Below are 24806 nucleotides of genomic sequence, written 5' to 3'. Positions count from 1 at the left end.
AGGAAAGCTATGACAAGAAGACCTCTTCGATTGCTTCGATCAAGCTGATAACGGATGGGCCCATGAAGGCCGACACGGACGGGGAGATATATATGGAGACGCCTGCGGCCGTATCCGTCAAGCCGCGCCGCTTAAGGTTTTTGACAGGCTCGGAGTAAGCCGGCAGGCATATTTGATATTGCAATTTCATATGGTTCTTTTATAATGATGTTTATGTTTATATCTTTAAAGGGAGCCATGATCATTATTGAATAAGTCCGAACTGAACCGAATTACGCAAGAGCTTCTACGTCGGTCGGGCAGCAGTGTCACCGTGGAGATGGAGGCGTATTTTCCAGGGGGCCGGTTAATCGGCGGAAAATATGTGATGCATTCGCACAGCGTGACGATGTATACCGAAGTCATACGCCAGCAGTGCTTGCAGCTGTTTGGCACGCTTGAGCCGTTCCATGCCTATTTTACGGTGGTATTCGCACATGAGCTGGGCCATTCAATGGACATGACCCTGACGGAGCTGTGCGACCGGATGGATCGAACGGTGGATGAATGGGATCAGAGGCAGCTCGCGCTTCAAATCGAGGAAAATGCTTGGAATAACGCCATGCCTTGGATCCAGGATATCGATCCCGATTTCATACAGGTCATCGTGGATCAGTCGCTTGCGGCATACCGCGAGGAGCTGGCGCCGGAAATCGCTTAGGCTGGCGTGCAAAGATCATCTTCGCCATATCAAGACACAGGCACCCGTCAGGGTGCCTTTTTGAATGAAGGAATAAATCTTTAGAGATTAGCCGTCCGAATCTCGCAGGTGCTGCTAATATCGCAGGTGATGTATAAAAAGAAGTGAAGCCCGGTGGCTTCACTTCTTTTTGGTTTGGGGTCCTCTTAAGGATCGGTGGGCCGGGATCAGCTCTCCGGGTCCAATTGCTTCAACGGCTCAATAGCCGGTCCTTCCAGCACCTCGCCGTTATGGCGGAAGCGTGATCCGTGGCAAGGGCAATCCCATGAGCGTTCGCCCTCGTTCCATTCCACCTCGCAGCCGAGATGGGTACAGGTGGTATCCACAAGATAGAGGTTTCCTTGATCATCCTTGTAGGCCCCGGCACGCTGCCCGTTATGGCGGACGACGGCGCCTTCGCCTGGCTTCAGCTCGGTTATGTCGGCGTGGGCCATTTCGAACTTGCCGGCAACGAAATCCTTCGCAACCATGGCATTTTGCGCGACGAACGTTTTGATGCTCGGGTCTGCCTTGAAGCGGGACGGGCTAAAGACGTCGGCATAACGGTTATCCTTCTCCAGTATTTGATCGCAAATGATCTTCGCGGCCAATGTTCCCGTTGTCATCCCCCATTTCCGGAAGCCTGTCGCGACAAAGATCCGGTCCTGATTGGACGTGATCGGCCCGATATAAGGCATGTTGTCCAGGGTGATCAGGTCCTGGGTCGACCAGCGATAAGGAATGGCGGAGGCGCCCAGCAGATTTCCTGAAAAAAGCTCCAGGTTTTCGTAATGCTGATGGGTGCAGATGCTGCGTCCCGTCGGATGGTTCTCGCCGCCGACGATAACCAACTCCTCGCCGTTATAGGTAGCTGACCGCAGGGAACGGGTCGGCTGATCCACGCTCAGGAACATCCCGCCGGGATAAGCGGTTTCGGGTTTGACGGCAACCGCATAGGAACGTTCCACATGCAGCCGCGTGAAGAACAGCCCTTTCCCGTCATAGAACGGAAAATGAGACGCGGATACGGCGTGGTTGCAAGTAATCCGGTGGCCGCCCCGTTTGGTGAGCAGTGTGATCGGTCCGTCGGTTTCGACTTTTTCATCCATGGTCGTATTCTCATAGATTCGTCCACCAAGCTTCAGAAATTGTTCCGTCAGATGCTTAAGGTATTGCAGGGGATGGAACTGATATTGCCCCGGCATCTTGATCGCTCCACGGACGGACATAGGCAGAGGAAGGCTTTCCTGCCATTCTCCCGGGATGCCGAGCTTCTCGTAGGCTTTGATTTCGTCCTCCAGCTTGGAGAGGTATTTGTCTTCCGTTTGAGCGTAAATATAGGCATCCTCCAGCTTTAGCCCAAACTTCTCCTCGTCTCCGCCAACAATGTCCCTAATGAATTCAATCGCTTCCCGATTCCCTTCGTAATAGAGCCTTGTCTTCTCATCCCCGAAATGATTCAGGAATTCATGATAAATCAGCCCATGCTGGGCCGTGACCTTGGCTGTTGTATGGCCGGTGGTCCCGTTCAGGATTTGCCCTGCCTCGATCAGCACGACATCTTTGCCTGCCTTGGCTAGCAGATAAGCGGTCGTGATGCCGGTTATACCGGCCCCGACTACGGCCACATCCGTCTCAATATCTTCGGCCAAGCGGGAAAAGGTAGGCAGTTCGGTTGTCGCTACCCACAGCGACTCCGGAAATTGCGGCAGTTCCTGATGCGATGAATTGGATGGGTTCATTCACGATTCCTCCTTGGTTACTATGGGTATCCCCCATAAACTCAGTCTCTTGTTCTTCATTATTACCACATGGGAATGATTAGAAACTATGCTGCTCGGAATGATGCTCTTCGAAGTTTTCTGGAGGAATGTAAATATTTTGGGACATTTGTGCAGAACCTAGGGAGACAAGAGGGAGTTCTCGGAAATATAAGAAAATGGGGGGACGGTATCATGACCAGCGAACAGTATTTGAACGCGGACCAAGCCAAGAACTGCCTGAAGGAGCAGCTTAACCGCATCGGTGATATCGAGCAGCGCGAGCTGAAGAACGAGGCTGAGCACGCGCTGCTGGTCTATTTAAAGAGCATGTGCGATCCTGTCATGATCAACGATAATTTGATTAATCGCTTTTATGAGCTGAATTCCTTGGACTTATACGAGCAATTCATCCGCTCCTTTCCATCGAGCATGGAGCCGAAAGATGAACAGGAATTGCTCCGCAATATACTGAGGGGCTGCGTTGCCATATTCATACGGGACACCGTGCTTCTTTTTGACGCCGTCTTGGTTAATGCCAGTTTTATCCAACCCGCCAGTACGGAGAACGTCATCCAGGGACCCGATGATTCGTTTACGGAGAATATCGAGGTGAACCTGAACCTGGTTCGCCATCGATACCAAACCACCGACTTGAAGACGGAATTCATGACCGTCGGCAAAATATCGCAGACCCGGATCATCATTATGTACGATGCGCTCAAAGTCGAAGAAACGGTGCTGCAGGAGCTTAAAAAGCGACTGTCCGAGCTCAAAGCGGATATTGTGCAGTCGGCATCCGAAATCGAGAGACACACGATGCACCCCAAATTTCGGCTGTACCCGACGCTGATGCTGACCGAACGCCCAGACCGGACTGTCCTGAATATATCGCAGGGAAAGATCGCCGTGTTGATGGATTCAACGGGGTATGCCCTTCTGCTGCCGGCCATATTCAATGATTTCTTTACCGCGATGGACGATAAAATCCAGCTTCCTCCGATCGGCTGGTTTCTCAAGGCAGTTCGGTATATCGCCTTGTTTGTAACCGTGCTGATGCCAAGTCTGTACGTGGCATTCACTTCGTATAACCCGGAAATATTGAGGATGCAAGTTACGCTTCTCATTGCAGGAAGCCGGGCCACGGTACCGTACCCGTCCTTCTTCGAAGTGATCTTTATGCTGCTCGCGATGGAATTTCTGACGGAGGCCAGCGTTCGGCTGCCCAAAGCGATTGGCCAGACAGCAACCACGGTCGGGGGTCTCATTCTGGGAACCGCCGCTACGGAGGCCGGACTGGTCAGCAACATCATGATCATTCTGGTGTCCGCGGTTGCCATTACCAACTTCGTCATCCCGATCACGATGATGAGCTCCGGCATCCGCGTTACGAAGTATCTGTTCATCGTGCTTGCGACCTTCTTCGGCTTGGTTGGCATCGTGCTGGGTGTGGTGGCCATGATCATGTACCTCACGAGCCTACGGTCCTTCGGCAAACCTTACTTGAAGATGTTTGCCGTGGATCGGAACAAGAAAGGGGACCAGCGAAGTGGTTAGAAACAAATATTTTTATTACCTCTTCCTGCTCAACGCAACCATCAACCTGATTAATTATGTCCCCCGCATCTTGATTACGGATCGCTTTGACGGTGCGATGATGTCGATCCTCGTATCCATCCCGATCGGGACCCTGATTATGTTCGGCTTCATCAAACTGATTCAGAAATTTCCGGGACAAGGGCTGCCGGAGATTTTCCAATCGGTGATGCCGAAAGGGATATCCGGCATCCTGCTTGTGTTATACGGACTTGCGTGGTATTTCTCCAGCGTCATTACCTTGACCAGCTTCGTGGATATTACCAACCGTTACATCAGTCCGGACGTGTCTCCCTATATCGTTCTGATGGGCTTTCTGGTGGTTGTGGCGCTTAGCGCCAGGCTCGATTCCGAGTCGATTCTTTATGGGTTGGAGATGATTTTGTACATCACCGTTCCCCTGATTGCTTATATGTCATGGCGCGTCTTCAGCAATCCGTATTTCAGCTGGGATGCCGTGAGGCAGATCATTACCTATGCCTGGAATTTACCCAATTACGGGACGGTTGCGGCAGCAACCTATATTTTTACGGGGTACGTGAACATGGTGGTATTCAACCGGATCTTTCACCGATTCCGAGTCCGCCATATTTGGGCGATCGTGGTAGTCAGCATCCTGACCCTTCTCGTTTCGATGTTCGCGCCCATCGGGATATTGGGAGCCGCAGGAGCCGGAGGACACGTGTATCCGGCCTTTTCGACGATAGACGCACTCCGGATTCGTTATTTCATCGTTGAACGGATGATTTACGTCTTCTACGTGGCCTATATGTGCCTTTCCCTCGTGAATTCCATCATACACTGGCATGTCGGGAAGGAATTGATCCTGGGGGGCTTCGGTTTAACGGGGGATCAGGGCAAATCGATAGATAAAAAGCGAAAAATCGAATGGTGGGTCCTGTTGCTCTTTTCCCTTATCACCTTCGGAACGTCGTTAATTGTGAATCAATACATATTGAACGATATGGCGATCGTATTCCTGGATGTCCGGTTTGGGGGCGAGTTCCTGCTTATTGCCATGTTAATCTATGCGGTATGGAAGAAAAGGAGGAAGAGAGCATGAATGGCCTGAAACGAGGGCTGCTCTGTATCATGTGCTGCTCTTTTTTGTTTCTGTCGGGCTGCGAATTTCGGGATATCGATCTCAGGCTATTCGTAGTATCCATAGGCATCGATGTCTCGGAGAAAAATCCCGGGATGCACCGTTTTAGCTTCAAAATCGCCATTCCTTCGGGTGATCCGAAGACCGGGGACAAAAAGTCCCTGCTCATTACGCAGGAATCAACAAGTATTGCGGAGGCGATCCGGGAGGTCAAATCCAAGGTGGATAAGGAGCTTGACTTCGGACATTGCAAGGGTGTGATGTACGGCGAGGCTTTCGCGCGGACAGATATCAGCAAAATCCAGGACTGGACCGTTCGGAGACGGGACATGCAGCTGCTCATGTATCCGGCTGTTGCCGTACCTACCGCAGAAGCCGTATTGAAAGCGGAACCCCCTACGGAGCGGATCGCCGGGAACGCCATATTTCTGGCACTCAGCGAGGATGGCACCGAATCCCCTTTCATCACGAAGACCTATTCCTTCGATCTGAGCCGCCGAATGATGGAGGAGGGGGAGGACCCGGTTATGCCCGTCGTGGAAACGACTGAGGACGACGTTCTGAATATCGATAAGGTAGCCTTGATGGACAAGAACAAAGTGAAGTACATCCTGACCCGGGATGAAACCAGGCTGTATAATCTGCTGGACCTCCGGAATTTAAGCACGAATTTCGGAACGAAGATTGGCGGCAAGCTGCTTGAAGTGAACACGGACAGAACCCGGGCCAGATACAAGATCGTAACGGATAAACGGGGGGAAGAAACGATTGATTATAAGATAAGGATCACGGCGATATTGGAGGAGAAAGAGGATCCCGCGCAGCTGGATCCGAGGGATCTGGACAACATCGAAGCGCAATTCGGCAAGGAATTATCCCAAGCGGTCAAAAGCGTTCTGGAAAAAATTCAAAAAACAGGACTGGATCCGCTGGGTTTCGGCCTCCGGTATGGCGGCACGCATTGGAACAACCGGACGGAGATGGAGGAGTGGGCTGCCATTTATCCGCATGCCAAATTTAATGTATCGGTCAAGGTAAAAATAAAGTCTACCGGCTACAAACGCTAGGCGGGGGATATCTGTTTATCGTACAGGAAGATGTTACAATAAGGATAAGCATCTATCTTGTATGAAGGAGGTTTCACATATGGAATTCAGAAGATTGGGCGGAAGCGGACTGAAGGTTAGCGATATCAGTCTCGGGAGCTGGCTGACCTACGGGGGATACGTGGAACGGGAAAATGCGGTCAAGTCGATTCAGACCGCCTATGGACTCGGCGTCAACTTTTTCGATACGGCGAACGTCTACGCTCAAGGAGCGGCCGAAGTCGTTGTGGGCGAGACGTTAAGGGCATTTCCGAGGGAATCCTATGTGCTGGCCACAAAGGTGTTTGGCAAGATGGGAGACGGACCGAATGATCAGGGGCTGTCACGCAAGCATATCAAAGAGCAGTGCGATGCCAGTCTGAAGCGGCTGGGCACCGATTACGTCGACATCTACTACTGCCATCGATATCATGAGGAAACGCCGCTTGAGGAGACGCTTCGCGCGCTGGATGATCTTGTCCGGCAAGGCAAGGTGCTCTATGTCGGCGTCAGCATGTGGACCGCAGCCCAGATGGAAGCGGCCTTGGCCGTTGCGGACCGGTATTTGCTGGACCGCATCGTGGTGAATCAGCCGCTGTACAACATGTTCGAGCGCAAGATCGAGGAGGAGATTATCCCGCTTGGCGAGAAGAAGGGGATTGGACAGGTCGTATACTCCCCGCTCGCTCAAGGGCTCCTGACCGGCAAGTACGCCTCGAAGCAGGACGTGCCGGAGAACAGCCGCGCGTCGAAGCTTGGAGCCGACCGGCTCAAAATAAACGAAGACCGCATACAGAAAGTACAGGCGCTGGGCCTTGTCGCAAGCGAGCTGGACATGACCGTCGGCCAATTGGCCTTGGCCTGGATTCTGCGCCAGAACAACGTAGCCAGCGCGCTGGTGGGCGCCAGCCGTCCGGAACAGGTGGAAGAGAACGTGAAGGCTTCCGGTATGAAATTGTCCTCGGATACGCTGGCTGCCATTGAGGACATCCTGAAGGCGGATCCGAATTAGGAGAGAATCAGGTCATTGATTTCGGGTGCGGAGCATACGCGGTTGCGCCCGCTTTCCTTCGCGCGGTACAGCTCGCGGTCCGCTTGCTGGAGCAGCTCCTTGGCATTTTTGGACCGGATCGTATCGGGATGCACGGCAGCGCCGATGGACACGGTGATTCGAAGCTTGGCTCCGTCTTCGAGGGTGAAGACGTGGTCCTCTACCGCGGCTCGGATTCGTTCCGCGATCGCGGCCGTCTCGTCGATGGTCGCTTCCGGGACCAGCACCGAGAATTCCTCCCCGCCGTTGCGGGATACCTCATCAAAAGAACGGGAATGATCCCTCAGCACTTTGCTGAGCTGCTGCAAAACGACATCTCCGGCCGCATGGCCGTAGGTGTCGTTTATTTGTTTGAAATGATCGATGTCCACGACCAGGACACCCAGCCGCTCGCTGAAATGCTGGGCTTCGAGGAAGCGTTCCGACAACAGCTGCTCGAACTGGCGCAAATTGTGCAGGCTGGTCAGGTAATCCGTTTCCGCGTTCTTTTTCATCTGCAGGAACAGTTTATTCGAGGTGTTGATATACTCGGTCAGCATGTAGATGACCACCGTGGCCAGCACCGATATGACAAGCTGCTGCGTGAAGACGGTAAACACCTTTTGGTGGTTCGGGATGTTCATCCCCATAATGAACAAGATGACCAGCATGCTGGATACGCTCATTAGCAGCATTTTGCTCAGACGATTCCAATGGGTGCGGGAGAGAATTCCGCAGACGACGCTGATCAGCAGCATGCCGGCTCCTGCAATGGCCGAGGAAGCGGACATGCCGAACAGGATTAGCCGTCCGAGTGCAATCAGCATGCCGGCAATCAAGGACGGAAGCCATCCCAGGTAGGTGGCGATCACCATAATGGCCAGATGCCGCAAATCGGCAAAAAACCGCGGGTCGATGGGGAACGAGTAGTACATCAAAATAATCCCATAGATGCCAAAGAGCAGTCCGGCGTTGACCTTGACGGTGAAGGAGGGCGCCACGACACCTGCGACATATTTTTGGGACAGCAGTCCGGATAAGTATAAGAACGTTACAAATATACAAAAGTTGGTAAATAGTATATTAGTCATAGGGGGATCATTCCTTTCACGTGCCCTGCGGTAAGAACGACAGAGCGATGAAGACATTCACCCCCTATTTTATCGGAAAATGGAATTGTATGTCGAATGACAAACGTAATTTTTGTTAATTTTCTGGGGCCTGCAATGGTAGGCGAACCTCGAACATCGTCAGCTCTGTCGTACTGGTCACCTGGATCGTGCCATGATGGGCATCGACGATGGTTTTTACGATGGCCAAGCCAAGCCCCGAGCCGCCGGTTTGATCGGTACGCGATTCATCTGCCCGGTAAAACCGCTCGAACAAGTGGGGGATGGCATGCTGGGGAATCGGAGGACCGTAATTGATCACCTGCACGATGGCAAACTTGGGATCCTGCGATACTTTTAAATCCACACGCCCGGCCTCCCGTCCGTGCCTTACCGCATTGGACAACAGATTCTCGAAGGTGCGCATCAGCTTATCACCGTCCGAGGAGATCATGATTTTCTCCACGGCAGGCGTAAACACGACCTGCACTCCTTCATGCTGCCCGGTCAATGAAAAGTCCACGGCCAATTGGGCAAGCAGCTCAACCAAATTGATGTCCACACGGTTAATCGGGGAATAACCCATACGGGTGTACTCAAACAAATCGTTCACGAGCCCGCCCAGACGCAGCGATTTATCGTAGGCGATATCGGTGTAATAGCGGAGTTCGACCTCATCCTTGTAATGGTCTTCGTTGACCAGCCGCAAGTACCCGATGATGGAGGTGAGCGGGGTGCGCAGATCATGCGATACGTTGCTGATGAGCTCGTTTTTGGACTGGACCGCCATCCGCTCCTCTGCCAGCGACAGCTTGAGCTGCTGGGCCATTTGATTGATTTGCACGGCCATCTGGCCCAGCTCGTCGTTCGAGCTTACGATGATCGCCTGGTCCAACTCGCCCTTCGCCAAACGCTGCGTCCCCTGCATCAATTGATTGATTTGGCGAATGGTGCCTTGACTTAAGAGAAGCACCATGCAGATAAACAGCACGATGCCGATGATCGTCGGGACGACCGGAAAGCCGAAGAAACTCGACAGCGTGCGTTCCACTCTGAAAAGGGTGTCTACCCAGGGCTCCTTCCAATACTCCCGGCCGATCAATCGCATGATCTGCTGTGCGATGAACAATATGGACAAGGTCAAGGCACCGCTGGCGAAGAACAGCGTGATGATCTTCCACTGCAGCTTACGCATGGATTTTGTACCCGACGCCCCATACCGTTTGGATGAGTTTATAACCGAGTTCCTTCTCGAGCTTGTCCCGCAGGTTGCTGATATGAACCATGACCGTATTGTTGGAGACGTAATATTTTTCCTTCCAGACCTGCTGGAAGATATCCTCGGCGCTAAAGATTCTCCCCGGCTGACGGGCAAGCAAGTACAAAATCTCGAATTCCCTGGCTGTCAGGGAGATCGCATGGCCATTGGCCGTTACTTCATGCGTTGTCCGGTTAATGTCGAGCCCGTCGATCCGGATCCGGTCGCTGTCCCCCTGGTGAAGGTCCACGTTGTACTGGGTGGAGCGCCGCAGCAGCGTTTTGACGCGTGTCGTCAGTTCCAGCGGATTGAACGGTTTAATCATATAATCATCCGCGCCTGTCATCAGCCCCAGTATTTTATCCATATCCTCGCTCTTCGCGCTCAGCATCAGAATGGGAATGGCCGAGGTTTCCCGGATTCTGCGGCAGGTGTCGATCCCGTTCAGCTTGGGCATCATGACGTCCAGGATGACGAGATCTATCATTCCGTTGTTCGAGGTCATGGCCTGCAGCGCTTCTTCCCCGTCGTGGGCTTGGATTACGCGGTATCCCTCATTCTCCAAATAAATGGAGATCAACCCGGATATTTCTTTATCGTCATCTACGATTAATACGCTTCTCATTGATATCCTCCCGTACATCTCCCATGAAAACTATGATTCCTTTAGGAACAGTGTACCCTAAAACAACCGCATAAAGTGCAGCTTTGCCTTCAAAAATAGGGAGTACTTGCACAATAGCTATTTAAAAAGGCCGGATACGAGATTCGAAAGGATGCCTTGGCGATCGAATCCGTAATCCATCAGCTTCCGGGTTTCCGTAAACCGCTGATCGGCGTCCCCGGTTCCCATCACGACGGAAATCAGCCGGTTTCCGCCCCGTGACGCGGTTCCCGTGAAGCAATATCCGGCCGAGGACGTATACCCGGTCTTGAAGCCGTCATTGCCTTGGTAAGCATGCGGCTCGCCGGGCAACATCAGATTCGTGGTGTGCAGGGAAAGCTCCTTCTGCGGGACGGGCAAATCCCGCTGGCTGGTTACCTCAAGCAGATCCGGGTGTTTGTTCACCAGCCATCTGGCGAGCATGGCCGAGTCCCGGGCCGTCATGACGGTGTCCCCTTCGGAGGCCGCTTCAGCAAAAGGAACCAGGTCGGCCGCAGGCAAACCGGAAGCATTGGCGAATACGGTCCGGTCTGAGAGGCCGATTTCCTTCGCCCGGATATTCATGCTCTCCACGAATCGGGCCTCCGACCCGCCGAGATGCTCCGCAATAGCAACGGCCGCATCATTGGCGGAATGGATGATGAGTGCTTCGAACAGCTGCTTCAGCGTGTAACGTTCGCCTTCATGCATGCCGATGGCCGAACCGGGTACCTCTGCGGCATATCGGCTGACCGGTACGTTCTCGTCCCAGGCATGCTGCCCGGAACGAACAGCCTCCAGCACCAGCAGCTCGGTCATCATCTTGGACATGCTTGCGGGAGGAAGGGGGAGATCGGCATGCATCGCATAGAGCACGCGCCCCGTGTCCGCATGAATCAGGATGGCCGAGCTCGCTTTGATGGGAGGGGGGATAAATACCCTCGCGATGAACACGCCTATCAGAATGACGCCGAACAGCAGCAGCAACAGACTTAATTTCGCGCGTCCCTTGCGGCGGTTCGCACGTTGATGCCGAAGCGTGCCGGTTTGCTGCCGGGATGTTTCAGGGGCTGGAGGTGCTTTGCGGGGATGCTTGGTTATGGATTCCATGGCGCTCTATCGTCTCCTTTGGCTGGTTATACGTCTCATTTATGTATGTTCTAAGTCTAGCCAGACAAACTAAAGTAATTTTTAATTGAATCTAAAGAAATCTTAAAGATTACCAGCAGCGTTTTTGGCGCGGGATGTTGACCTCGAGGCGAATAAGATTTATACTTGATCTAAAAATAAATTAAAAGGGTGAATACCTTGAAATCTTTAAATCTGACGACGCAACGCCAAGCGGTGTACGATGTCCTTCGGGAATCGCATGATCATCCGACTGCTGCGGATATCATGAACCGGCTGGTGGAGAAAGGATATAATCTCGCGTACGGGACCGTATATAATTCCCTGCGTTACTTGACGGATAAACAGCTGATCCGAGAATTGAAGCTGGGCGAGAGCGCGAGTCGATACGATGCCCGTACCGACGAGCACCAGCATATTATTTGTGAAGTCTGCGGCAAAGTGGACGAGGTCATGACGGAGGTGCCAGAGGATTGGGCTGCTACAGTAGCCAGTGAAACCAACTACGTTATCCATCATGCTCACGTCGTATTCGGGGGGGTGTGTCCAGAATGTCAAATCAAACGGAAGAAATGACGGAGCTCGGAAAGGTCTATGCGTTTCCGGATTTCCAATCCGGCAATCTGTATGTGCGTCCCACGACGCCGATGGCGATTGGAGATGCTTGTCCCACCACGCTGCGGGCCGCATTGATCAGCCGTTCTCCGGGCCGCGTGAACGAAATGTTCATAACCTTGACGGAGAACTGCTTCGAGGTCATGATGTTCCGTAAATGGGAACCGCGACTGCAGTCCGCCCTGAACACGGGACTGATTATCGCCGACATGACGGGCTGCCGGAATATGGCGGCGTTCAACAAGGAGAAGGAGCTTCTGCTGCCGGAACATACTACGATTCCGATCTTGTATCTTGTAGGCGAGGAGCTCATGAGCAATGCAGGATCAAGCCTGTTGGATGAAGAGCTGATGGTATGGCCGGCCCGTTCCAAAGATACGATGATGTATCAGGTGCAGCGGACGATTCGCTTGTTCTCCCCGGCAGCGGGTTTGTCGGGTGGAGAAGAGGTCATGCGGGGCCTGATCTATAAAGATTTATCAATCGACCGGGATAAAATGACCATCCACCGGGGCAGCACCCCTATTCACTTGACCAAGACGGAGTATCATCTGCTGATGCTGCTGCTGGACAGCGAAGGGGCCGTATGCACGCGTGAGGACCTGATGTGCAAAATTTGGGATACCGATTTTATGGGCGGCAGCAACGTGGTGGACGTCCACATCAAAAGCTTGCGCAAAAAGCTGAACGACAACGCGGGTGCCCCGCGCTATATCGCAACGGTTAGAGGAGTGGGATACCGCCTGGCGGATTAATCCCCTCCCTTTTTTTGTTCATTCGCATTGGCTGCAATCATTCATCCGAACTTCATATAAGGCTCATGGAAGGGTCACATAACGCTCACCCGACAATCATGATCCGCGGGAACCTCCAATGATACAATCATTTCATAAATTTAGATTCAGTCTAAAATCAATTATAGAAATGATGGAGGGTTCATAGATGGATAGATTGACAACCAACCAAGGTGCTCCCGTAGGAGATAACCAAAATTCCAAAACGGCGGGCCGCCGCGGACCGACACTGCTTGAGGATTATCATCTGATCGAAAAAATCGCCCACTTCGACCGTGAACGGATTCCGGAGCGCGTCGTTCATGCACGCGGAGCAGGTGCCCACGGCGTATTTGTGGTCGAGCATGACATGAAGCCGTATACCAAAGCGGCATTCCTGCAGGAAATCGGTCAGGAGACCCCCGTGTTCGTCCGGTTCTCCACGGTTATCCATGGAACCGGGTCGCCCGAAACGGCACGCGATCCGCGCGGCTTCGCCGTGAAGTTCTATACGGAGGAAGGAAACTATGACATTGTCGGCAATCATCTCCCGGTCTTCTTCATTCGGGACGCGATCAAATTCCCGGATATGGTGCATTCGTTGAAGCCTTCGCCGGAGAGCAATATTCAAGAGCCCGGCCGGTATTGGGATTTCATGACGCTGTCCCCGGAATCCACCCATATGATGACCTGGCTGTTCTCGGATCATGGCACGCCGGCGAACTATCGCGAGCTGGACGGCTTCAGCGTCCATGCGTTTAAGTGGGTGAACAGCGAAGGCCAAGTGACCTACATTAAATACAAATGGGAATCCGTGCAAGGCATCAACACGCTGAATGCAGACGAAGTGGGAGCGGTGCAGGGCAAGGACTTCAATCATGCCACCCGTGATCTTCGCGAACATATCGCTAACGGAAATTTCCCGAAATGGCGCCTGCAGGTGCAGCTGATGTCTCCGGAAGAAATGGATGATTTGTCCTTTGATCCCCTGGATCCGACCAAGACTTGGCCGGAGGACCGTTTTCCGTTCATAACCGTGGGTACGATGACCCTGAACCGTAACCCGCAGAATTTCTTCGCCGAGGTGGAGCAGGCGGCTTTCTCCCCAAGCGCATTGGTGCCTGGCATTGAGCCGTCCGAGGATAAATTGCTGCAGGGCCGGTTATTCTCTTACCCGGATACGCAGCGTCATCGACTGGGTGCCAATTATTTGCAGATCCCGATCAATTGCCCGTATGCCCCTGTGCGCAATCATCAACGCGACGGCTTGATGAACGTGAATCAAGATCCATCGCCGGTGAACTATGAACCGAACAGCTATACAACGGGCCCTGTGGAAGATCCGTCCGTTAATGAGAGCGAAGCTCCGCTAAGCGGTCATGTCGTTCGCCAGCGCATCGAGAAAACGGATGACTTCACCCAAGCCGGCGAGTTGTACCGTTCGTTTACGGAGCAGCAGAAGGATCATCTGCTTCGCAATCTGGTTGATGACCTGAGCCAGGTCAAATCCGACATCCAGCTCCGTGCCGTATGCAATTTTTACCGTGCAGACGCCGAATATGGCGCAAGACTTGCCGCAGGGCTTGGCGTAGACCTGAGCGGATTCATCCCGGCCGGTCAGCCGAAGTAACACGATGCAAGCATATAAGAGCCCGCCATCCTGTTTCCGCTGTGCAGAATGGAAGGCCTTTATATAGACGGCGATCCATGGTCGCCGGCCCAAATAGGCACCCGCATAAATGGGTGCCTCTTTTTTTCTATATTGAGATCAGCCAGACGCAGACCATATCGGCAGCCTTCCAGGAACAGCTGGCCTCCATGGAAGAGGTAACGGCGTCTGCGGCAGATTTAAGCCGGTTGGCGGAAGAACTGCAGGAGATGGTCAAACGCTGTAGGATTTAAGAGAATCCAAGGCGGTAGTATCATCCACTGAAATATATAAGTGGAGCAGCAGAGGAACGACTATTCCTTTGCTGCTTTTTTGCATGCGGCAGGAAAGGGGGGCTTTTTGGAAGAATAAGACCTTAGTGGCTTTATCTATGGGAACATGGCCTTTATACTGGAGTCAGCTGCTAGAAGCTATACGGCATGAAGGTTGCATAAGCTAGAATTTAAGAGAGTGAGGCATATATCATGGCACAGCATATGAAAGATCGGGTTGTAGCCTTGGCAGGCCCGCGCAAAGCAGCGGACATGGCCAAGCTGGTGGAGAAGATGGGAGGCACGGCGGTGCTTCGCCCTGCGCAGGGGACGGTATTTTTGGATGATGAAGTGCTCCGGCGTTCCATCGAAGCTTGGCTCGAGGCGCCTGCGCCGTGGGCGATCTTTACGACGGGAATCGGCCTGGAGGCCATTTACGATACGGCCGAGCAGATGGGCCTGTTGGATACATTGAATGAAACGCTGGAGCGCACCTCGATTGCGGCAAGAGGGTACAAGACCGCGAATGCTCTGAAAAAGCGCGGTTTGGCACCGGTGGTCAGAGACGATGACGGCAGCACGTCCGGACTGATCCGGTCGCTTGCGCCGCATGACTTGTCGGGTCAACGCGTCATTTTGCAGCTGCATGGCGAGTCTGCGCCTAAGCTGGTCGATTGGCTTAAGCAACGGGGAGCGGAGGTGCAGCAGATCCTGCCGTATCAGCATATTCCGCCGCTGGAGGAGGATATTTCCCTGCTCGTTGATGAAATCGTTGGCGGCAAGGTTCATGCGGTTGCTTTTACAAGTGCGCCACAGTTTCGTTTTCTTGCGGATTATGCTCGTGCCCATGGCAAGCTGGAAGCTGTCCTGGAGGCGTTCCGCGGACCGGTCGTGGCGGCGGCTGTCGGCAAGGTGACGGCCCAGGGGCTCCGGGAGGAAGGCATTGAACGCATGGTGGTTCCCGAGGAAGAGCGAATGGGCAGCATGATGGTGACGCTTGGCCGTTATTTTGCTCAAAATCAAGAATAATGTCATGATATAACGTAACGAAGCTAAGGATTTTCGATCCATTCCAGCACGTCGATGCATGTTCCTCAGGTTCATGTGAAATATTGAGTAGTAAATAGGAGGATGACCGATGGATAAGAGAAAAGCATTGCTGCTCGGCAGCTACACGCACCCGAAGTTTCATCCGCTGCAAGGCATTGATAAACAGATCACGCATCTGCTGAACGACATGTTCACCGTGCAGTGCACGGAAAACCATAAAATGCTTCATGAAAGCAATCTCTACCCTTACGAGCTGTGCATCGCCTATAGCGACCTGTGGGACGAGCGGGTTTCGCCACGGCAGACCGCAGGCCTGCTGTCCTACGTAAGTGGAGGCGGCGGCTTGCTCGTGATTCATAATGGCGTTACCTTGGCAAACCGTTATGAGCTGGCGCAACTGATTGGCGCCCGTTTTGACGGGCACCCGCCGATGGAGAAGCTGTATTTCGTTCCGGGGGAGACCGATCACGATATTACGGAGGGCGTTGAGCCGTTTGTGCTGGACGAGGAGCCTTACAGGTTCGTATTCAGTCCGTTTACGGAAAAAACCGTGCTGCTGCATTATGAGTACGAAGGCAAGCAGTGGCCCGCCGCCTGGTGCCATACGTATGGCATTGGACGCGTGGTCTTCTTGATGCCGGGCCATCATGAGCCGTCCTTTCTCCAGCCTCAGCTGCGTTTAATGATTACGCAAGCGGCCAAGTGGGCGGCGCGCGTTCCGGGTTAAGGCATTTCGAAATGATCGGGCAGGAGGGACGCGCGTGAGCGGGAAGATACTAATTGTTGAGGATGAAGCGAAAATATCCCGTTTGCTTGAAATCGAGCTGGAGAGTGAAGGATACCAGGTCACCAAGGCGGATAACGGGCTGGATGCGCTTGAGGCATACCGCAGCCAGGAGGTGGATCTCATTCTGCTGGATGTCATGCTTCCGGGTATGAGCGGGATTGAGCTGCTGCGGCGGATTCGTGCCCATGATTCCCATACGGCCGTGCTGCTGCTTACGGCGAAGAGCTCCGTCGAAGATAAGGTATCGGGGCTGGATCTTGGAGCCAATGATTATATTACGAAGCCGTTTCAGATCGAAGAGCTGCTGGCCCGGATTCGTGCTGCGCTACGGCTTCAAGGAAAGCCTCTTCCGGAAGAGGAAGCGGCAGGGGAGTGGCTAACGGCCGCGGATTTGAAATTGAATGAAGGCACACGGGAAGTGATTCGCGACGGCAGAAGGATCGATCTGACGCCGCGTGAATTTGACTTGCTCGTCTATTTGCTGAAAAACAAGCGGCAGGTGCTGAACCGCGAGCAGATTCTTGCTGCCGTGTGGGGGTACGATTATTACGGCGATACCAACGTCGTTGATGTATACATACGTTACGTCCGCAAGAAAATCGATCATGGCGGCACGCAAGAGCTCATCCACACCGTTCGCGGCGTCGGCTACGTGCTGAAAGAAAACCCATGAAGCTGAGCAGCAAAATCCATCTCTATTCGTCGGTGCTGATGGCCGCCATCCTGATTGTCATGAACTTATCCGTGTATTACGTGTTCAGCAAAATGACGGTGGACAGCCAGCTGGAGCAGGCGGAAGCCGAGGCGGGAAGCATCGTCAGAAGCATAGCGCATTCTGCCGCGACCATTCCCATTGACGATCTGCTGCGAAGTTATGTCCCGGCTGACGGAAAGATTCAATTCGTCCCGGCTGACAGCAAGGCCAAGTCTCCTTACGTGACCTCTTCCGGCGAGGATATGGATGAGCTGAAGCTGCCTTATAACGCCAATAAGCAGGTCGAGCAGATCCGATATGAAGGAATGCGTTATGTGCTGGTGTCCCTGCCTGTCATTTGGAGCGACGGGGCGGTATACAACATCCAAATTTCCCGCAGCCTTGCCGCTACGATGGAGACGCTGCAGGTGCTGCGGATCGTGCTGGTGGCCGTAACCGCGATCGCTTTGGTGCCGGTGATCATTTCGACACGGATATTGGGGCGTTTAATCGTGCAGCCGATTACGGCCTTGATCCGTACGATGCGGGAGATTCGGCAGAGCGGACGGTTCCGTCGGATCGAGCTGAAGGAAACATCCAAGGATGAGCTGGTGGAGATGGGAGCTGCGTTCAACGACATGATCACGCTGCTGGAGAGCAACCATGCGAGGCAGGAACAATTCGTGTCCAACGCTTCCCATGAGTTAAAGACACCGCTCACCATCATCGAGAGTTACGCCAGTTTGTTGAAGCGGCGAGGCCTGGATCGGCCGGAGCTGTTCATGGAGTCCGTTGAAGCGATCCATTCGGAAGCGATCCGGATGAAGGAGATGACGGAGCAACTGCTGCTGCTTGCCCGCAACCAGGACCAATGGAAGGTCGAGATGAAGCAGGTGGATCTCGCGGCATTATCGGAGTCTTCCGCCCGTGCATTTCGCGATGCCTATAACCGGACGGTCGAGGTTGAAGCCGACGGCGAGGTTCTGGGCTGGACGGACAGCCGCAGGCTCAAGCAGCTCTTGTTCATTCTGCTGGATAATGCACGCAAATACAGTGACGAACATATCGTCATCCAGGTGGGCAGAAAGCCGTCGGAGGTATATATCCGGGTCGTCGACCGCGGAATCGGCATTGCCAAAGAGGAGCTGGAGCACGTCTTCGACCGTTTCTACCGGGTGGACGAAGCCCGTACCCGCCGGGGCGGGGGAGCCGGCCTTGGATTGTCGTTGGCTAAGGACATCGCGGAGGCCATCTCCGCTGAGCTGGAGCTGGAAAGCCTGCCCGGCGTGGGCACAACGGCCACCATTCGACTCCAAGCATCGAAATAAACGGCAGCAGCCCGCCGTTTTCTCATCGAATTCTAACCATGCTGCGCTATACTGACGGTAAAGACAGAATGGGTTGCGAGGTGATTCAATGCGTAAAAAAGTGAGTGTGCTGCTGGGCGTCATTATCGTGGTGGCCGTCATGATCATCGTGAATGCGGTATGGAGTCCGTTTAATCGTTCGACGGAGGCAATGTCGCAGGAGGAAGCCGTAAGCGGAGTATTGAAGCAATATCCGGACGGTGAGATTACTAAGGCAACGCTGGATGGCGAGATGTACCGGATGGAGCTGGAGTCCAATTCCGGCAGGTATGAGATGACGGTGGATGCCCGTCAAGGCGATATCGTGTCCATCAAGCAGCTGGACAAAGCGCCAGCAAAGCCAGAGTCGGACCCCGGCGAAACCAAGCAGCCGGCCGACAATCCAAGCACGCCTCCTGCGGAGCCCGCCGAGAATGGCGAGAAGGGATCAGCGGATGGCGAAAGCGAAACTGCGGAGCCGCCTGCAACGATGATCACCAAAGAGTACGCGATCAAGCTTTCTTTAGAGAAGGTACCGGGAATGGTGGAAGACGTGGAATATCGCGAGAGCAAGAGCAGCCGTTATTATCTGGTCGAGATCGAGCGGGAAGACGGGCGCGAAGCGACCATTCAGGTCCACGCGATTACCGGCAAGATCATGACGGTGACTTGGGATGACGAGGATGACGATGAATAGATTAGAGGCCTATTCGCATTTTCTCATCGTTTTCTAATCTTTCTCTCCGAAAGCTCTCATGTTGAGACGGTATATTGGGTTTGTAGAGATCACACAGAGAGTTTGAGGAGGCGTAAGAGGATGAACAAGAGAACATTGTGGGCAGGCGCGCTGTCCGTAGCAATCGCGGCAAGTGGAGTATACGGTTATAGCGCCGTGCAGGCTGCAGGATCAGGACAGACCACGCCGTCAGGAACCCAGGCAGCTGCCAAACAACAGAAGCAGCTCATTGGAATGGAAAAAGCCGAACAATTGGCACTCGCTGCTGCCAACGGTAAAGTGGAGGGCATTGACATTGACCGCAAAAAGGGCAAGCTGGTGTACGATGTTGAGATTCAGCAGAGCAACCGGGATGTCGATGTATGGATTGATGCCTACACAGGCAAATCCCTTGGCGTCATAGTAGATCGGGATGATGACGATGATGACCGTGACAGCATTCCGGGGAATCTGATCGGTGCCGGCAAGGCATCCGCGATCGCTGTCAAACACGTCAAGAGCGGTACAGCCGTAGAGGTTGATCTGGACCACGATGACGGCCGTTGGGTGTATGACGTCGAAGTGAAGACGGCCAAAGGCTCGTCCGAGGTGGAGGTTAACGCGGTCAGCGGCAAAGTGATCAAGGCAGAATACGAGAAATACGACGACCATGATGATGACGACCACGATGACCATGATGATTGGGACCATGATGATCACGATGATGATCACGATGACGATTAAACCGTTCTTCATCTGCGCAGGATAGCAGTATCAGCGAACAGCACGGGATTAACCCGGCTGTTCGCTTTTTTTGTCGTGGCTTTAGTGCATTCCCGCCGTCCCATCCGGTTGGCCCTCATATTTCATGTAAAATCAGGGGAAATTGATAAGGGAGCTTCTCGATACTTATGAAAGCAAGTCCAAGGATAGATGTTTTTGCCAGCGTTAAAGGTTATAATGGAACCAGACAACGACCGGGAGGGATATATCGTGAGTGATCTTTTTAAGAAAGCCATCTCGTTAGGATTGGGCCTTACCGTGGTCAGCAAGGAAAAAGTAGAGAAAATCGTGGATGATCTGGTCAAACGCGGGGAGCTGGCTCCTGCGGAATCCAAGGCGCTGGTGAACCGCCTCGTCGAGCGCGGCGAAGAGGAGCAATCCCAGATCAAGTCATATATTTATGAGCAGGTGCAGCGCGTGTTGTCCGATCTGGATGTTCCCAAAGAGAGCGATGTCGCCAGCCTGGAACAGCGCATTGCCGCTCTGGAGAAGAAGGTTGTAGAACTGGAAGGATCGCGGCAGGAATAGATGGCGGTCCGAATTCGACATGCCGGACGTTACCGGGAAATCGCCATGGCGCTCATGCGTCATGGCTTTGGCTATATGGTGGAGGAGATGGGACTGTTTCATGTTCTGTCGCTGCCTGTCCGCTGGAGCTCCAAGGAGCAGCCGGAGACGATTACGCTTGGGGAACGCATTCGGCGAGTGCTGGAGGATCTGGGGCCTGCCTTTGTGAAGCTGGGCCAATTGGCGAGTACCCGATCGGACCTGCTGCCAGACCATATTATCCAGGAATTGGTCAAGCTGCAGGAACGGGTGCCTCCGTTCCCTTCCGCGAGCGCACGGGAGCTGATTGAACAAGAATGGGGCATGCCGATCGATGACGTGTTGAGTAAGTTTGAGGACAAGCCGCTGGCTGCCGCCTCAATCGGGCAGGTTCACGCCGGGAGGCTGAAGTCCGGAGAGCTTGTAGCGATCAAGGTTCAGCGTCCGGGCGTGGCCCGCATGATCGGCCGCGACTTGGAAATCCTGCGGGATTTAATTTCGATTGCCGAGCGCCATTGGGAATGGGTGAAGCAGTACCGCGTGGATCGGATCGTCGACGAGTTTGCCAGAGCGATGATGGCGGAGCTGGATTACAGCCATGAAGCCCGGAATGCGGAGAAGATCGCATCCCGGATGACGGAGCAGGAATTTGTCCATATCCCGCGGATTTATTGGGACTATACGTCATCGAAGGTGTTGATGATGGAGTATGCCGAGGGTCTTACCTTAAGCCGCAGGCAGGAGATTGTGGCCAAGGGGCATGATCTCAAGGCGATCGCCGAGCATCTAACCGACGGCATGCTGCAGCAGATTTTTATTGAGGGCTTCTTTCATGCCGACCCTCATCCGGGGAACCTGCTCGTCAGGGAGGACGGCAAGCTGGTCTTTCTGGATTTCGGTCTGGTGGGTCACCTCAGCGAAGATATGAAGGATCATCTGTCAGGACTCATTATTGCATTGATGCGGCGGAATTCGGAAGGGATGATCCGGGCGATTTCCAGAATGGGTTTGATTCCGGACGATTGCGATATGGATGCGCTGCGGTCGGATATGGACCGTCTGCGGGAAGAGTATTATGACGTGCCTTTTGCTCAAGTTCGCATCGGCAAGGCATTGACCGATCTGTTTGCCGTTGCCCAGCGGCACCGGATTATGCTGCCTCCGGATATGACGCTGCTTGGCAAATCATTGCTGACCCTGGAAGGGGTCATCGAGATGCTGGACCCGAACCTGAGCATTATCGATATGGCGGAGCCTTTTGGAAGGAAGCTGCTGAAGAAGCGGTACAATACCCGCCGGATCAGCAGGAAGGTGCTGGATGGGGTAGCGGGGCTTGCCGAGAGCTTGCTTGATCTGCCCGGACAAGCCCGGCAGCTGTCGGCTCTGATCAGCAAAGGAAAATTGCGGGTGGAGATCAGCGTTCCGGAACTGAAAACGCTGATGCGCAAGATGGATCAGATCAGTAACCGGCTGTCCTTCAGCATCGTCCTTCTGGCTTTCAGCATCATCATGGTAGGGCTCATTATCGGTTCGTCGCTCAGCCGGGAGCCGATGATGATATGGAGCTTCCCGGTGATTGAGGTCGGATTCATCGTAGCCCTGCTGATGGTGGCATGGCTGCTGTACGCCATATTCAAATCCGGCAGGTTCTAGCCTGCCGATTCGGCTCTTGTCCGTTTGCGCTGCTGCATCCAGGCCTGGACACCGATCAGGATCCACTCTATGAGATGGAAAAATACGGCGATGACTAATGATTGCAGCCAGCCCTCCACGGGAATGGCCGGCACGATCAGAGAGGCTATGTACAGCAGCAGCGTATCGGTCACGACCGTCACTGCCTGTTTCATATAAATGGAGGTATCCTTGCGAAGCAGAAGCCGCAGCAGGGCGATGACCAGTGGATGTATGAGACCTTCGAAGATCAGGAACCCAACCAGGACGAAAAGCGAAAAGCCGAGCAGCACGCCTTGGCCGTCATAGGCTAGCGTTTCGCCTGTCCCTGAAGGATCGGGCATGGGGAACCACTGGGCATACAGCATGGAAAAGAGCTCCAACGGCATAATGATAAAGGCCGACAACAGCGGAATAAGCCACAGCTTCTTCCGGAAGGGAACGATGGGCTCCCCGTCGCGCCTTGAAATATAATTCATCATCAGATTGATAAGGCCGAATAGGATCATCAAGATCAAGGCTGTCAGGATGAGCTGTAGGATATGCATATCGGGGACACCTCCTCGCTGGTGTAAACTGGATTTCTATATCATTGACATTACCAAAGTCAGGGTCGTTTGTCAGTTTTCTGGCGAAAATAGTGAATGGATTCAAAGCACATACTTCATTCGCCGGACACATAAGGAACGCCCCGTTCTTCTAAGAACGAATGTTATCGGCCTTTTGTTGTGATTTATGTATGAAAAAATGTTTGTATTGATTGCTGAATCGAATGGATTGAGACCATACGATGCTAAATAAATTAAATGAGGTGGAACGTTTGCCGAACTTTCAACAGCTGGGCATTGACGAACAAAGAGTACGGAAACTGAAGGAGCAGGGAATTACGGAACCGACCCCGGTACAGCAAGAGAGCATTCCGCTGCTGCTGCAGGGAAAGGACGTCATTGCCCGGGCGAAGACCGGCACAGGCAAGACGCTGGCTTTCATGCTGCCGATACTGCAGCATATCGATCCCAAGCGGGCGTACCCGCAGGCGCTCATCATTGCGCCGACACGGGAACTGGCATTGCAAATTACGGAAGAAGCCAAGAAGCTGACGGCAGGAGAGCCGGACGGCATCAAAATCCTGGCCGTCTATGGCGGGCAGGACGTGGAGAAACAGCTGCGCAAGCTTGAAGGCGGACGCCAATTGATCATCGGCACGCCGGGCCGGCTGCTGGATCATTTGCGACGGGGCACGTTAGAGCTTGGCGGCGTGAAGCAGCTGGTGCTGGACGAAGCCGACCAGATGCTGCATATGGGCTTTCTGGATGAGGTGGAGGCGCTGATCCATGCGCTTCCGTATCGGCGCCAAACGATGCTCTTCTCGGCGACGATGCCTGCCGGCGTGAAGCAGCTTGCCGGCAATTATATGAATCAACCTGTCGATATCGTGATTAAGGGGGCTTCCCCGATCCCGCTGGAGCAGATCCAGCAGGTGGTGGTCGAGTGTACGGACCGTTCCAAACAGGATGCCTTACGTGCAATGATCGAAGAGCATAATCCCTTCCTCGCGATCATCTTCTGCCGGACGAAGCGCAGAGCCACCACGTTGAACGAGGCGCTGCTGGCCCATGGCTATCAATCGGACGAGCTGCATGGGGATCTGTCCCAGGCGAAACGGGAAGCGGTAATGAAGCGATTCCGGGAAGCCAAGCTGCAGCTGCTCGTTGCAACGGATGTTGCCGCAAGGGGGCTGGACGTCGAAGGCGTTACCCATGTCTTTAACTACGATATGCCCCATGATGTTGAAAGTTACATCCATCGTATCGGCCGGACCGGACGGGCGGGGGGGAGCGGTATGGCCATCACGTTTGCGGCCGGGAAAGACCTTAATGATCTGCAGCGCATCGAAGAAGGGATCTCCCAGCGGTTGAAGCGAGTACGCTATGACTCTGCCGCCGGAAGCCTTCGGGAAAGCTCTGGCAGCTCGGGCAGGGATACGGGCCGACCGAGAAAAGCAAGAAATGTCTCATCACTTGAATCCGATAATGAACGTGGTCAAGGCAGAAGCCGTTCCGATCGGGGCACGGGTTCCGGGCGCAGCCGCGGTAACGAGCAGGGTAGAGGAAGTGCAGGATCATCGCGCAGGGATGACCGCGGTTCGGGCCGGACAGGAGGCCGTACCGGAGAGGGTCGCGGACCATCGGCGGCTGGAGGCCGAGGCAGCGGCGGGCGTGACGGCGGTCGTGCAGGCGAGGGCCGTGGACAGCAAGCTGGAACACGAGGCAGCAGCCGCGGACCGTCCAGAACCGAGGGGCGGGGGAATCCCGCCGGCCGAGGCGGACAAGGCGGAACCCGGTCCTCCGAAGGCCGCGCTGCCAGAGGCCAGAGCGGTGGACGGCGCGGCGGCCGCAGCCGCTAGGAATTCGAGGGAAATTCTAGGAGACGATCTGTTTCAATCCGGAAGTTCACGTTTAAGTAGAGAGCGTTAC

25 protein-coding genes are annotated in these 24806 nt (G+C 53.9%); 18 read left to right on the top strand and 7 right to left on the bottom strand.

The annotated features are described in order from the left end of the window. Positions 1-7 precede the first annotated feature (7 nt). Positions 8-190 carry a hypothetical protein gene (locus M1D70_RS29675; RefSeq protein WP_456288640.1) on the bottom strand — a complete coding sequence of 61 codons (183 nt, stop codon included), beginning with the start codon at positions 188-190 and terminating at the stop codon, positions 8-10. A gap of 57 nt (positions 191-247) precedes the next feature. Here M1D70_RS29675 and M1D70_RS29670 point away from each other — a divergent pair, with 57 nt between their 5' ends. Next, on the top strand, positions 248-700 hold the full coding sequence (locus tag M1D70_RS29670; RefSeq protein WP_036671362.1) for a hypothetical protein: 453 nt from the start codon (positions 248-250) through the stop codon (positions 698-700). 206 nt (positions 701-906) lie between these two features. Here the strand turns inward: M1D70_RS29670 and M1D70_RS29665 are convergent, their stop codons facing one another. Beyond that, positions 907-2460 (bottom strand): FAD-dependent oxidoreductase, encoded by a 1554-nt coding sequence (locus M1D70_RS29665; RefSeq protein WP_456288639.1) that lies wholly within the window; start codon positions 2458-2460, stop codon positions 907-909. A gap of 213 nt (positions 2461-2673) precedes the next feature. Here M1D70_RS29665 and M1D70_RS29660 point away from each other — a divergent pair, with 213 nt between their 5' ends. The 4 genes from M1D70_RS29660 to M1D70_RS29645 all read left to right on the top strand — a co-directional run bounded on the left by M1D70_RS29660 (position 2674) and on the right by M1D70_RS29645 (position 7273). After that, complete coding sequence (locus M1D70_RS29660) at positions 2674-4035, top strand: spore germination protein (protein WP_456288637.1); 1362 nt, start codon at positions 2674-2676, stop codon at positions 4033-4035. Continuing rightward, positions 4028-5137, top strand: a complete 1110-nt coding sequence (locus M1D70_RS29655; RefSeq protein WP_009590395.1) for a GerAB/ArcD/ProY family transporter — start codon at positions 4028-4030, stop codon at positions 5135-5137. Before M1D70_RS29660 ends, M1D70_RS29655 begins: the two co-directional genes overlap by 8 nt. Next, complete coding sequence (locus M1D70_RS29650; RefSeq protein WP_009590384.1) at positions 5134-6243, top strand: Ger(x)C family spore germination protein; 1110 nt, start codon at positions 5134-5136, stop codon at positions 6241-6243. Before M1D70_RS29655 ends, M1D70_RS29650 begins: the two co-directional genes overlap by 4 nt. A 79-nt stretch (positions 6244-6322) precedes the next feature. After that, on the top strand, positions 6323-7273 hold the full coding sequence (locus M1D70_RS29645; protein ID WP_456288636.1) for an aldo/keto reductase family protein: 951 nt from the start codon (positions 6323-6325) through the stop codon (positions 7271-7273). Here M1D70_RS29645 and M1D70_RS29640 read toward each other — a convergent pair. The 4 genes from M1D70_RS29640 to M1D70_RS29625 all read right to left on the bottom strand — a co-directional run bounded on the left by M1D70_RS29640 (position 7270) and on the right by M1D70_RS29625 (position 11411). Next, a complete protein-coding gene (locus M1D70_RS29640; RefSeq protein WP_009590390.1) occupies positions 7270-8382 on the bottom strand; it encodes a GGDEF domain-containing protein in 1113 nt (370 codons plus the stop codon). The genes M1D70_RS29645 and M1D70_RS29640 overlap by 4 nt on opposite strands. 115 nt (positions 8383-8497) lie before the next feature. Further along, complete coding sequence (locus M1D70_RS29635) at positions 8498-9595, bottom strand: sensor histidine kinase (RefSeq protein ID WP_456288635.1); 1098 nt, start codon at positions 9593-9595, stop codon at positions 8498-8500. After that, positions 9588-10283, bottom strand: coding sequence for a response regulator transcription factor (locus tag M1D70_RS29630; protein WP_009590399.1), 696 nt, complete (start codon positions 10281-10283; stop codon positions 9588-9590). Before M1D70_RS29630 ends, M1D70_RS29635 begins: the two co-directional genes overlap by 8 nt. A gap of 117 nt (positions 10284-10400) precedes the next feature. After that, positions 10401-11411 carry a D-alanyl-D-alanine carboxypeptidase family protein gene (locus M1D70_RS29625; protein WP_009590345.1) on the bottom strand — a complete coding sequence of 337 codons (1011 nt, stop codon included), beginning with the start codon at positions 11409-11411 and terminating at the stop codon, positions 10401-10403. 198 nt (positions 11412-11609) lie between these two features. Here M1D70_RS29625 and M1D70_RS29620 point away from each other — a divergent pair, with 198 nt between their 5' ends. The 12 genes from M1D70_RS29620 (at position 11610) to M1D70_RS29565 (ending at position 22311) form a co-directional block, all read left to right on the top strand. After that, complete coding sequence (locus M1D70_RS29620; protein WP_127594381.1) at positions 11610-12005, top strand: Fur family transcriptional regulator; 396 nt, start codon at positions 11610-11612, stop codon at positions 12003-12005. Continuing rightward, positions 11981-12799: a winged helix-turn-helix domain-containing protein gene (locus M1D70_RS29615; protein ID WP_009590363.1), complete on the top strand. Its 819-nt coding sequence runs from the start codon at positions 11981-11983 to the stop codon at positions 12797-12799. Before M1D70_RS29620 ends, M1D70_RS29615 begins: the two co-directional genes overlap by 25 nt. A gap of 187 nt (positions 12800-12986) precedes the next feature. Continuing rightward, a complete protein-coding gene (locus M1D70_RS29610; RefSeq protein WP_456288634.1) occupies positions 12987-14447 on the top strand; it encodes a catalase in 1461 nt (486 codons plus the stop codon). A 113-nt stretch (positions 14448-14560) separates the two neighbouring features. Further along, on the top strand, positions 14561-14719 hold the full coding sequence (locus M1D70_RS29605; protein WP_456288633.1) for a hypothetical protein: 159 nt from the start codon (positions 14561-14563) through the stop codon (positions 14717-14719). Positions 14720-14950: 231 nt separating this feature from the next. Further along, a complete protein-coding gene (locus M1D70_RS29600) occupies positions 14951-15766 on the top strand; it encodes a uroporphyrinogen-III synthase (protein ID WP_009590334.1) in 816 nt (271 codons plus the stop codon). 109 nt (positions 15767-15875) lie between these two features. After that, entirely contained in the window at positions 15876-16514 is a 639-nt protein-coding gene (locus tag M1D70_RS29595) for a ThuA domain-containing protein (RefSeq protein ID WP_009590348.1), read from the top strand. Positions 16515-16548: 34 nt separating this feature from the next. Next, a complete protein-coding gene (locus M1D70_RS29590; RefSeq protein WP_009590325.1) occupies positions 16549-17247 on the top strand; it encodes a response regulator transcription factor in 699 nt (232 codons plus the stop codon). Continuing rightward, positions 17244-18596 carry a sensor histidine kinase gene (locus M1D70_RS29585; protein WP_456288632.1) on the top strand — a complete coding sequence of 451 codons (1353 nt, stop codon included), beginning with the start codon at positions 17244-17246 and terminating at the stop codon, positions 18594-18596. Before M1D70_RS29590 ends, M1D70_RS29585 begins: the two co-directional genes overlap by 4 nt. Positions 18597-18684: 88 nt before the next feature. Beyond that, entirely contained in the window at positions 18685-19311 is a 627-nt protein-coding gene (locus tag M1D70_RS29580) for a PepSY domain-containing protein (RefSeq protein WP_456288631.1), read from the top strand. Between the two features lie 120 nt (positions 19312-19431). Beyond that, positions 19432-20073, top strand: coding sequence for a PepSY domain-containing protein (locus tag M1D70_RS29575; RefSeq protein WP_009590337.1), 642 nt, complete (start codon positions 19432-19434; stop codon positions 20071-20073). 249 nt (positions 20074-20322) lie between these two features. Beyond that, positions 20323-20640 (top strand): phasin family protein, encoded by a 318-nt coding sequence (locus M1D70_RS29570; RefSeq protein ID WP_009590344.1) that lies wholly within the window; start codon positions 20323-20325, stop codon positions 20638-20640. Further along, the gene (locus M1D70_RS29565; protein ID WP_009590372.1) at positions 20641-22311 is read left to right on the top strand and encodes an ABC1 kinase family protein; all 1671 of its coding nucleotides are present in this window, start codon (positions 20641-20643) and stop codon (positions 22309-22311) included. Here M1D70_RS29565 and M1D70_RS29560 read toward each other — a convergent pair. Beyond that, positions 22308-22877 carry a hypothetical protein gene (locus M1D70_RS29560; RefSeq protein ID WP_009590358.1) on the bottom strand — a complete coding sequence of 190 codons (570 nt, stop codon included), beginning with the start codon at positions 22875-22877 and terminating at the stop codon, positions 22308-22310. The two genes, M1D70_RS29565 and M1D70_RS29560, sit on opposite strands and share 4 nt — an antisense overlap. 242 nt (positions 22878-23119) lie before the next feature. Between M1D70_RS29560 and M1D70_RS29555 the strand changes: the two genes are divergently transcribed. Next, complete coding sequence (locus M1D70_RS29555) at positions 23120-24736, top strand: DEAD/DEAH box helicase (protein ID WP_009590385.1); 1617 nt, start codon at positions 23120-23122, stop codon at positions 24734-24736. The last annotated feature ends 70 nt before the right edge of the window (positions 24737-24806 follow it).

The organism is Paenibacillus sp. AK002, from assembly GCF_053903045.1.
The sequence above is the reverse complement of the archived record's forward strand: the minus strand, read 5'-3'. Positions and strand labels throughout refer to the sequence as shown.

What these genes read in the sequence shown, in the direction of transcription:
- M1D70_RS29625 (WP_009590345.1), bottom strand. Translation starts at nt 11,411, where the DNA reads ATGGAATCCATAACCAAGCATCCCCGCAAAGCACCTCCAGCCCCTGAA.
- M1D70_RS29580 (WP_456288631.1), top strand. Translation starts at nt 18,685, where the DNA reads ATGCGTAAAAAAGTGAGTGTGCTGCTGGGCGTCATTATCGTGGTGGCC.
- M1D70_RS29555 (WP_009590385.1), top strand. Translation starts at nt 23,120, where the DNA reads ATGCTAAATAAATTAAATGAGGTGGAACGTTTGCCGAACTTTCAACAG.
- M1D70_RS29560 (WP_009590358.1), bottom strand. Translation starts at nt 22,877, where the DNA reads ATGCATATCCTACAGCTCATCCTGACAGCCTTGATCTTGATGATCCTA.
- M1D70_RS29675 (WP_456288640.1), bottom strand. Translation starts at nt 190, where the DNA reads ATGAAATTGCAATATCAAATATGCCTGCCGGCTTACTCCGAGCCTGTC.
- M1D70_RS29565 (WP_009590372.1), top strand. Translation starts at nt 20,641, where the DNA reads ATGGCGGTCCGAATTCGACATGCCGGACGTTACCGGGAAATCGCCATG.
- M1D70_RS29610 (WP_456288634.1), top strand. Translation starts at nt 12,987, where the DNA reads ATGGATAGATTGACAACCAACCAAGGTGCTCCCGTAGGAGATAACCAA.
- M1D70_RS29615 (WP_009590363.1), top strand. Translation starts at nt 11,981, where the DNA reads ATGTCAAATCAAACGGAAGAAATGACGGAGCTCGGAAAGGTCTATGCG.
- M1D70_RS29585 (WP_456288632.1), top strand. Translation starts at nt 17,244, where the DNA reads ATGAAGCTGAGCAGCAAAATCCATCTCTATTCGTCGGTGCTGATGGCC.
- M1D70_RS29595 (WP_009590348.1), top strand. Translation starts at nt 15,876, where the DNA reads ATGGATAAGAGAAAAGCATTGCTGCTCGGCAGCTACACGCACCCGAAG.
- M1D70_RS29600 (WP_009590334.1), top strand. Translation starts at nt 14,951, where the DNA reads ATGGCACAGCATATGAAAGATCGGGTTGTAGCCTTGGCAGGCCCGCGC.
- M1D70_RS29630 (WP_009590399.1), bottom strand. Translation starts at nt 10,283, where the DNA reads ATGAGAAGCGTATTAATCGTAGATGACGATAAAGAAATATCCGGGTTG.
- M1D70_RS29660 (WP_456288637.1), top strand. Translation starts at nt 2,674, where the DNA reads ATGACCAGCGAACAGTATTTGAACGCGGACCAAGCCAAGAACTGCCTG.
- M1D70_RS29640 (WP_009590390.1), bottom strand. Translation starts at nt 8,382, where the DNA reads ATGACTAATATACTATTTACCAACTTTTGTATATTTGTAACGTTCTTA.
- M1D70_RS29645 (WP_456288636.1), top strand. Translation starts at nt 6,323, where the DNA reads ATGGAATTCAGAAGATTGGGCGGAAGCGGACTGAAGGTTAGCGATATC.
- M1D70_RS29665 (WP_456288639.1), bottom strand. Translation starts at nt 2,460, where the DNA reads ATGAACCCATCCAATTCATCGCATCAGGAACTGCCGCAATTTCCGGAG.
- M1D70_RS29650 (WP_009590384.1), top strand. Translation starts at nt 5,134, where the DNA reads ATGAATGGCCTGAAACGAGGGCTGCTCTGTATCATGTGCTGCTCTTTT.
- M1D70_RS29635 (WP_456288635.1), bottom strand. Translation starts at nt 9,595, where the DNA reads ATGCGTAAGCTGCAGTGGAAGATCATCACGCTGTTCTTCGCCAGCGGT.
- M1D70_RS29575 (WP_009590337.1), top strand. Translation starts at nt 19,432, where the DNA reads ATGAACAAGAGAACATTGTGGGCAGGCGCGCTGTCCGTAGCAATCGCG.